8 protein-coding genes are annotated in these 8,202 nt (G+C 62.3%); 5 read left to right on the top strand and 3 right to left on the bottom strand.

Going from position 1 to position 8,202, the window contains the following annotated elements; all coding sequences use genetic code 11:
• Together B3873_RS11465 and leuA are read right to left on the bottom strand one after the other, a co-directional pair.
• The coding region (locus tag B3873_RS11465) for an MCP four helix bundle domain-containing protein (RefSeq protein ID WP_286866132.1) at positions 1–318 on the bottom strand (318 nt) is incomplete at its 3' end.
• Positions 319–658: 340 nt separating this feature from the next.
• Complete coding sequence (gene leuA, locus B3873_RS11470) at positions 659–2,362, bottom strand: 2-isopropylmalate synthase (protein ID WP_286866133.1); 1,704 nt, start codon at positions 2,360–2,362, stop codon at positions 659–661.
• 780 nt (positions 2,363–3,142) lie between these two features.
• Between leuA and B3873_RS11475 the strand changes: the two genes are divergently transcribed.
• The 5 genes from B3873_RS11475 to B3873_RS11495 are packed head-to-tail and all read left to right on the top strand — an operon-like array spanning position 3,143 to position 7,101.
• Positions 3,143–3,784, top strand: coding sequence for a paraquat-inducible protein A (locus B3873_RS11475; RefSeq protein ID WP_039784491.1), 642 nt, complete (start codon positions 3,143–3,145; stop codon positions 3,782–3,784).
• Positions 3,781–4,542: a paraquat-inducible protein A gene (locus tag B3873_RS11480; RefSeq protein ID WP_286866135.1), complete on the top strand. Its 762-nt coding sequence runs from the start codon at positions 3,781–3,783 to the stop codon at positions 4,540–4,542. Before B3873_RS11475 ends, B3873_RS11480 begins: the two co-directional genes overlap by 4 nt.
• The gene (locus B3873_RS11485) at positions 4,539–6,167 is read left to right on the top strand and encodes an intermembrane transport protein PqiB (protein ID WP_209534545.1); all 1,629 of its coding nucleotides are present in this window, start codon (positions 4,539–4,541) and stop codon (positions 6,165–6,167) included. Before B3873_RS11480 ends, B3873_RS11485 begins: the two co-directional genes overlap by 4 nt.
• A complete protein-coding gene (locus tag B3873_RS11490; protein ID WP_286866137.1) occupies positions 6,164–6,799 on the top strand; it encodes a PqiC family protein in 636 nt (211 codons plus the stop codon). Before B3873_RS11485 ends, B3873_RS11490 begins: the two co-directional genes overlap by 4 nt.
• Before the next feature lie 47 nt (positions 6,800–6,846).
• Positions 6,847–7,101, top strand: coding sequence for a DUF2442 domain-containing protein (locus B3873_RS11495; RefSeq protein WP_286866139.1), 255 nt, complete (start codon positions 6,847–6,849; stop codon positions 7,099–7,101).
• 78 nt (positions 7,102–7,179) lie between these two features.
• Here the strand turns inward: B3873_RS11495 and B3873_RS11500 are convergent.
• Positions 7,180–8,202, bottom strand: a 1,023-nt coding sequence (locus B3873_RS11500) for a DEAD/DEAH box helicase (protein WP_286866140.1), incomplete at its 5' end; no start/stop codon positions are given.

An 8,202-nucleotide genomic window follows, 5' to 3' on the forward strand; every position in this document is an offset into this window, starting at 1 on the left:
GATCAGACGACCCAGTTCATCGTAGAGCTTGGTGTTCTCTGCAGAGAGCGTTTCGATGGTCTTCCGCTCATTCTCAATCTGCGCCGGATCGGTCATGAACAACTGGTTGCGCAGCGAGATGGCGACATCATCCACCTTGCCGGAAATGGTGTTGATGATATTGATCTTCTTGTAGCGGTCATTGACTACCAGTTCCAGCGACTCGTTGATGTCGCCCAGCCGGGCCAGGGAAAGCGTGACGATGGCGGCAATGACGACAATCAGGGCCGAGAATCCAATGGCAAGACGTGTGGAAATGTTGAGATTGTTGAAGCGCATGATTTTCCCCCCGAAAAATGTAGATGCGACTTGCTTGCGGATGATGTCACTGTGGTGTGTGGCCTTGAACTGGCGTGACGACCAGAAAATCTATAATAAGCTAGTTACGTGCATTGAGAACGTTTGACTCAAGTAAATTCTGCAGAGTTGTCCGGCGTCAAGGAAACCCACTGCCGGTGCGGGTTTCCGGGCGTCAACGTGGCAGCCGGACCACAGTGGCAGAAGGACAAGATCAACGGCAGAGCTTGACGCAAAGTTACACGCCGATAACGCAACAACGCCGCCCGGTAGGGCGGCGTTGCGTTCAGGAAATGGCCGGGATCGCCGGCCGGATTCCGTTTCAGGCAGCCTTGGCCTGTGCGGAGCCACCTTGGTTGGCGCTCTCGCTGATGGCGATCTGACGGTTCACGGCAGACAGCACGGCCTTGAAGGAGGCGGTCACGATGTTGGCATCGATGCCGACACCGAAACCGGTTGGCGCTTCGTTCAGGCGCAGCTCGATGTAGCTGGCGGCCTTGGCGTCGGCACCGGCACCGATGGCGTGTTCATGGAAGTCCATCAGCTTGATGTCCAGGCCCAGCGCATGCACGAAGGCATCGATGGGACCGTTGCCGCTGCCGCGCACGGTGACCGGCTGGCCATTGCGCACGATGTCGACTTCGATGTTGATGGACTCGGCCTTGGCGGTGTCTTCCGACATGCGGTGCGCACGATAGACGTAGGGCTCGACGCGCTCCAGGTATTCACGCTGGAAGATGGCGTGGATGTCGGAGGCGGCGATTTCCTTGCCGGTGGCATCGGCTTCGCGCTGGATGGCGCGCGAGAACTCGATCTGCAGGCGGCGTGGCAGGGCCAGGCCATATTCCTGTTCCAGCAGGTAGGCCATGCCGCCCTTGCCGGACTGGCTGTTGACGCGGATGACGGCATCGTAGCTGCGGCCCAGGTCGGCCGGATCGATCGGCAGGTAGGGCACTTCCCAGATGGCGTCCGGCTGCTGCTTGGCGAAGCCCTTCTTGATCGCATCCTGGTGCGAGCCGGAGAAGGCCGTGAAGACCAGGTCGCCGACATACGGATGGCGCGGATGCACCGGGATCTGGTTGCACTCTTCCACCACCTGACGCACCACGTCGATGTCGGAGAAGTCCAGACCCGGGTTCACGCCCTGGGTGTACAGGTTCAGTGCCAGCGTGACCAGGTCGACGTTGCCGGTGCGTTCGCCGTTGCCGAACAGGCAGCCTTCGACACGGTCAGCGCCGGCCATCACGGCCAGCTCGGCCGAGGCCACGGCGGTGCCGCGGTCATTGTGCGGGTGCACCGAGATGATGGTGCTGGCGCGATCCTTCAGGTTGCGGCACATCCATTCGATCTGGTCGGCGTAGACGTTGGGGGTTGCGCACTCCACGGTGGAGGGCAGGTTCAGGATGATCTTGCGCTGCGGAGTGGCACCCCAGGTTTCGCAGACGGCATCGCAGATGTCCTTGGAGAAATCCAGTTCGGTGGTGCTGAAGGATTCCGGCGAGTATTCGAAACGCCATTCGGTACCCGGACGCGCATCGGTCAGTTCCTTGACCAGGCGGGTGCCGGTGACGGCGATGTTCTTGATCTCCTCGCGCGACATGTTGAAGACGATCTTGCGGAAGGCCGGGGCCACCGAGTTGTACAGGTGGACGATGGCCTTCTTGGCACCTTCCAGCGATTCGACGGTGCGGCGGATCAGTTCTTCGCGCGACTGGGTCAGCACGATGATGGTGACGTCATCCGGAATGCGGTTCTCGACGATGAGCTTGCGCACGAAATCGAAATCGGTTTGCGAGGCAGAGGGGAAGCCGACTTCGATTTCCTTCAGGCCGGTCTTCAACAGCAGTTCGAAGAAGCGCAGCTTGCGCTCGGCGTTCATCGGTTCGATCAGGGCCTGGTTGCCATCGCGCAGGTCGGTGCTCATCCAGATCGGCGGCGTGTCGATGACCTTGCTGGGCCAGGTGCGATCGGGCAGGTCGATGGCAGGGAAGGGACGGTATTTGGCGGCGGGGTTGCTTAACATCATGATGGACCTCTTGGTTTCCGGATGGCGTGGAATGCTTCAGTTCAAGTACTGGAATGCTTCAGTGCGTCAGATGTGGCGGATCGGGTTGCCTGGCTGCCACGAGCGCGTGGCCAGGCAACCCTTCATAGAGCCAGAGGCGGCATCTCCCGCAGCGCACGGCCGGCCTGCAAGGGCTGCGTGCGCTGGTTGCGGATTGTGCGGATCATCGAATGCATATGCTTCGCCTGGTGGGCGGTGACGTCGGCTTCATCATGGATGGCGCGTCACTGCCTGGTTGTACTGCGAGTACTGCTGGATTTTTTGGGGTGGCCGGATCGCGTGGAGTCAGCGGAAACGGCACGAGCTACGGATTTTAGCGCGAGGCTAGTAGTAGCGACACCGATAGCAACGCTAGCAGGGCGCTGGCGCTGTTGTGGCGGATAGAGGTGATTGCTGCGGAAGTCATCCGTGCAATGTAGAAGATCGGGCCGGCGTCTGTCAAGGGCTATCTTTTTTACAAGCGTAAAAGAAGAGCGCGCTCCAATAATTTCGTTGCTAGAATCGTCTTCTTAATAACCAGTGGGTCATTTATTTTTATTGCTGCTGCATCAATTCCTTGTGAGGATGGAACGCCGCCGGGTGAAAATGCTCAAAAACAAGCACTGCAGTAGTCCTTTTTCCATATAAGGCACGACGCATGTCGCGCTGGCGCCAGCGCCCGTGTCTGCCACGAACAACGAACAACAGTAGGGCGACGCCTCCGCCACCCCGGGAGCGCATCGCCAGGAACCGTCATCATCCATGCAAAAACGCACCGACCTCATCGTTTGCGAAGAATGCGACGCCGTCTACCAGCGCATGGCGCTGGGTGAGCGCGAAATCGCCCGCTGCCTGCGCTGCGGTGCCGAGCTGGAGCGCGATACCGGCCGCCGCCTGCAGCATCTGCTGCCGCTGACCATCGGTGCGCTGATCCTGTTCGTGATCGCCAATACCTTTCCCATCGTCACCATCGAACTGCAGGGCTTGTCCAGCCAGACCACGCTGATCGGTGCGGTAGTGGCACTGACCCGCGATGGCATGTCGGAAGTGGCGTTGCTGGTGCTGGCGACGACCTTGCTGTTCCCGCTGATTCAGCTCGGTGTGCTGCTCTACCTGTTGCTGCCGGGAGCGCGTGATACGCGTCCGCCGGGCTTCGTGCTGCTGCTGCGCCTGATGCAGGCAGCCCGGCCCTGGGGCATGATTGAAGTCTTCATGCTGGGCGTGCTGGTGGCGCTGATCAAACTCTCCAACATGGCCGAGGTGATTCCCGGTCCGGCGCTGTGGTCCTTCGGTGGATTGACGGTGCTGCTGACGGTGGTGGTGTCCTTCAATCCCCGCTATCTGTGGCACGTATGGGAACAGCAGCAAGCCGAGCAATATGGCGACAAGGAGGCCGGCGCATGAGTGTCTTCACCCGCCAGGCTGCACCGCACGTGCCCGACCTCACCCAGGAGCCGGACGAAGACCTGCCCGTGCAGGATGCCGCGTCCCTCGGCGTGATCGGCTGCCATCACTGCGGCACAGTATGGGAAGGCGCGCAGCCGCACCAGGCCTGCGGCGTGTGCCATGCCCCGCTGCACGTACGCAAGATCGACAGCCTCACCCGCACCTGGGCGCTCCTGATTGCCGCCTGCATCATGTACATCCCGGCCAACATGATGCCGGTGATGGTCACCAGTACCCTCTTCGATGAGCAGCGCGACACCATCCTTTCCGGCGTCATCTATTTCTGGACTTCCGGCGAATGGGGCCTGGCGCTGGTGGTGTTCGTGGCCAGCTTCCTGGTCCCGCTGTTCAAGCTGGTGGCGCTGGGCATCCTGGTCTTCTCGGCGCGCCGCCGCAGCCGCTGGCGCCGTCTCCAGCGCGCCAAACTGTATCGCGTGGTCGAGGCCATCGGACGCTGGTCCATGCTGGACGTCTTCGTCGTCTCGGTGCTGACCGGACTGGTCAAGATCCACGGCTTCGCCAACATCCACGCCGGCATTGGCATCGCTGCCTTCGGCGCGGTGGTGGTGCTGACCATGCTGGCCTCGCTGGCCTTCGATCCGCGCCTGATCTGGGATGAGCGCGCGACTGATCCGGCTGCGGACGTCTCAAGTGAGCCTCTCCCCGAACCTGCTTCTCCCCATGACAACGCCAACAAGCCACAGGAAACCGCATGACTCCACCCGACCATTCCGATGACAAACCGGCGCTGCTGCAACCGCGCCGCGCACGCCAGCGCAACTGGCTGCCCTCGCTGGTGTGGCTCATTCCCATTGTCGCCGCCATCGTCGGCCTGACCCTGGTCGCCAAGATCCTGGTCGAACGCGGCCCGATGGTGACCGTCAGTTTCCGTTCTGCAGAAGGACTGGAAGCCGGCAAGACCAAGGTGAAATACAAGGATGTCGAAATCGGCCAGGTGCAGAGCCTGAAGCTGGCTGCCGATCGTTCGCACGTGCTGGTCGGTATTCAGCTGAATCAGGATGCTTCCGGTTTCAATGCCGAGGACACGCGTTTCTGGGTGGTCCGTCCGCGCATCGCCGCCTCCGGTATTTCGGGGTTGGGCACCTTGCTCTCCGGGGCCTACATCGGCGCGGATGCCGGTGCTTCGGAAGAAACCAAGAAGAATTTCGTGGGACTGGAACAGCCCCCCATCGTCACGCGCGATGCCTCGGGCCGCCAGTTCGTGCTGCATACCGATGACCTCGGTTCGCTCGATATCGGTTCTCCCATCTTCTATCGCCGCATCAAGGTCGGGCAGGTGGTGGCGTATGACCTCGACAGTGATGGCCGTGGCGTGACGCTGCGCATCTTCGTCAACGCGCCCTACGACAAGTTCGTCACCCAGGCTTCGCGCTTCTGGCATGCCAGCGGCTTCGACATGGAGCTCAATGCCAGCGGCTTCAAGCTGCATACGCAGGCGCTGTCGACGGTGGTGCTGGGCGGCATTGCCTTCCGCGACCGCGATGAAGAGCGCGTGAGCCCCCCGGCCAAGGAGGGCAGCGAGTATCCGCTGGTGGAAGACGAAAGCACCGCCATGAAGGAACCGGACGGCGTACCACAGACCGCACTGCTGTATTTCGACCAGTCGCTGCGCGGCCTGCAACCGGGTGCCACCGTGGACTTCCGTGGCGTGGTATTGGGTGAGGTCAAGAGCATCGGGGTGGAATACGACAAGACGCGTGGTGAATTCCGCATGCCGGTGCTGGTGCAGATCTATCCGGATCGTTTGGGCCGTCGCTTCCACGAAGAGACCGGCGAGCAGCGCCGTTCCAACGCGCAGGTATTGCGCATGCTGGTCAAGCGCGGCATGCGTGCCCAGCTGCGCAACGGCAACCTGCTCACGGGCCAGCTGTACGTAGCGATCGATTTCTTCCCCAAGGCCAAGCCGGCGCAGATCGATCCGGACAAGGTTCCGCTGGAACTGCCGACCATCCCGGGCAGCCTGGATGAGTTGCAGCAGCAGCTCTCCGACATTGCCGGCAAGCTCTCCAAGGTCCCGTTCGACGAGATCGGCCGCGATCTGCAGACCACGCTCAAGACCTTGAACAAAACCTTGACCACGGCCGAGCAGACGGCGGCGCGCATCAACAACGACATCGCACCGGAGATGCAGGCCGCGATGAAGGATGCGCGCAAGACCTTGAATGCGGCCGAGCGTACGCTGTCGGATGACGCACCGCTGCAGTCGGATATTCGCCAGACCATGCAGGAACTGAGCAAGGCTGCGGCCTCGATCCGTATCCTCACCGATTACCTGCAACAGCATCCGGAATCGCTGATCCGGGGCAAACAGGAGCCATGATGCAAGACAAGACTTCGTTCTCCCTCAAGACCCTGGCGGCTGCCACACTGGCCGCAGCACTGCTGGCTGCCTGCGGCAGCTCGCCGCCGACGCAGTTCTACACGCTGGCTGTACCGGCCGACGGTGCCGTCGCGCGCACGACCAGCCAGGGACCGCAGACCTTCATCGAAGTGATGCCGGTGTCGGTGCCGGAGCGCCTGGCGCGGCCGCAACTGGTGGTGCGCAGCGATGCCACGCGGGTGGAGGTGCTGGAGCAGGACCGCTGGTCTTCGCCCTTCAACAATGAATTGCGCGATGCGCTGTCTGCGGGCGTGGCGGCAAAGCTGGGGGCCATTGACGTCTCGCGTGGGGGGCGACCGGCGGACCAGGCCAGCTATCGCATCAACGTGGAACTGCGTGATTTCGACGCAGCCCGCAACGGCCAGGTCCAGGCCAGTTTCGGCTGGACCATCACGCGCTCGGATGACCGCCGCGGGACGGCCTGCCGCCTGACCGTGGTAGAACGGGTGGATGGCGGTGCCAATGCCGACGTTGTCGCGGCCACGCAGAAGGCGGTGGGGCAGGCGGTGCAGGCGATTGCCGATAATGTTCGAGCTTTGCAGGCAGGACTGGGTGGGCAGTGCTCAGGCTGAGCTAGCACGCGTTATGCTCCACACCTTTCTCGCCAAGGAGCAGTGCGATGCGATGGGAGGTAGTGGAGCTAAAACAGTGCGGCAAATATGCATTGCAGGTTCGCTTCAGGGATGGCATGGAAGGGTCGGTCAGATTCCTGCCGAGTTTCTTTCGCGGTGTGTTTGCTGAGCTGCAGGACCCCGCGCAATTCAGCCGGGTGCGCTTGGTCGATGGTGTGGTGACCTGGCCTGGTGAGCTGGATCTGGCACCAGACGCCATGCATGATGAGATCAAGCGCAATGGCCAATGGCTGCTTGCATGATCAAACCGCGATGAGCGCACCAAAGAAAAAGCCGCTTCCTTGGAAGCGGCTTTTCAACATCAGGACAGCTTGCAGCGATCAGCGATCGCCGTAGGAGCGACGCGGGCCGTCGGCGCGGAAGCCGCCGCCATTGCCCTTGTAGCCACCACCGCCGCCGCCTTCGCGACGCGGGCCGTTGCCGGCCGGCTTGGCGCCGCCGAAGCTGCGGCCTTCGCGGTTGCCACCGAAACCACCTTCACGATTGCCGCCGAAGCCGCCTTCGCGATGGCCGCCTTCACGGTTGCCACCGAAGCCACCTTCACGATTGCCACCGAAACCGCCTTCGCGATGACCGCCGCCTTCGCGGTTGCCAGCACCGAAGCGCGGACCGCTGTTGCTGCGGCCATCACCCGGACGCCAGCCGCCCGGCTTGCGCGGGCTGCGCGGTGCAGCCGACTTCTTCGGCTCGAAACCTTCGACCACATCCACCGGAATGGTCTGCTTGGTGAAGCGCTCGATGCGCTTGACCTGCATGCCTTCGGCATGATTGACCAGCGAGATCGCCACGCCATTGCGGCCGGCACGGCCGGTACGGCCGATACGGTGCACGTAGTCTTCAGCGAACTTGGGCAGGTCGTAGTTGAACACGTGGGTGATGCCCGGCACGTCGATGCCGCGCGCTGCCACGTCGGTGGCCACCAGCATGCGCACCTGGCCGCGACGCAGGCTGTTCAGGGTACGGTTGCGGGCACCCTGGTGCATGTCGCCATGCAGGGCGGCGGCCGCGAAACCGGCGATGTTCAGGCGATCGGCGATGGTGTCGGCGTCACGCTTGGTGGCGGTGAAGATCACGGCCTGGTCGATGCTGGTGTCGCGCAGCAGGTGGTCCAGCAGGCGGTTCTTGTGCGACAGGTCATCCACGAAGTGCACGCGCTGCATGATGTTTTCATGACGGGTCGACGAGCTGGCGATCTGGATGGTGGCCGGATTGTTGGTGATGCGCTTGGCCATGTTGCCGACGACGCCGTCCAGCGTGGCCGAGAACAGCATGGTCTGGCGGGTGGCCGGGGTTGCAGCGACGATCTTTTCGATGTCGTCGATGAAGCCCATGTCCAGCATGCG

Source organism: Herbaspirillum sp. UBA812 (assembly GCF_002296545.1).
Taxonomy (GTDB): Bacteria; Pseudomonadota; Gammaproteobacteria; order Burkholderiales; family Burkholderiaceae_D; genus Herbaspirillum; species Herbaspirillum huttiense.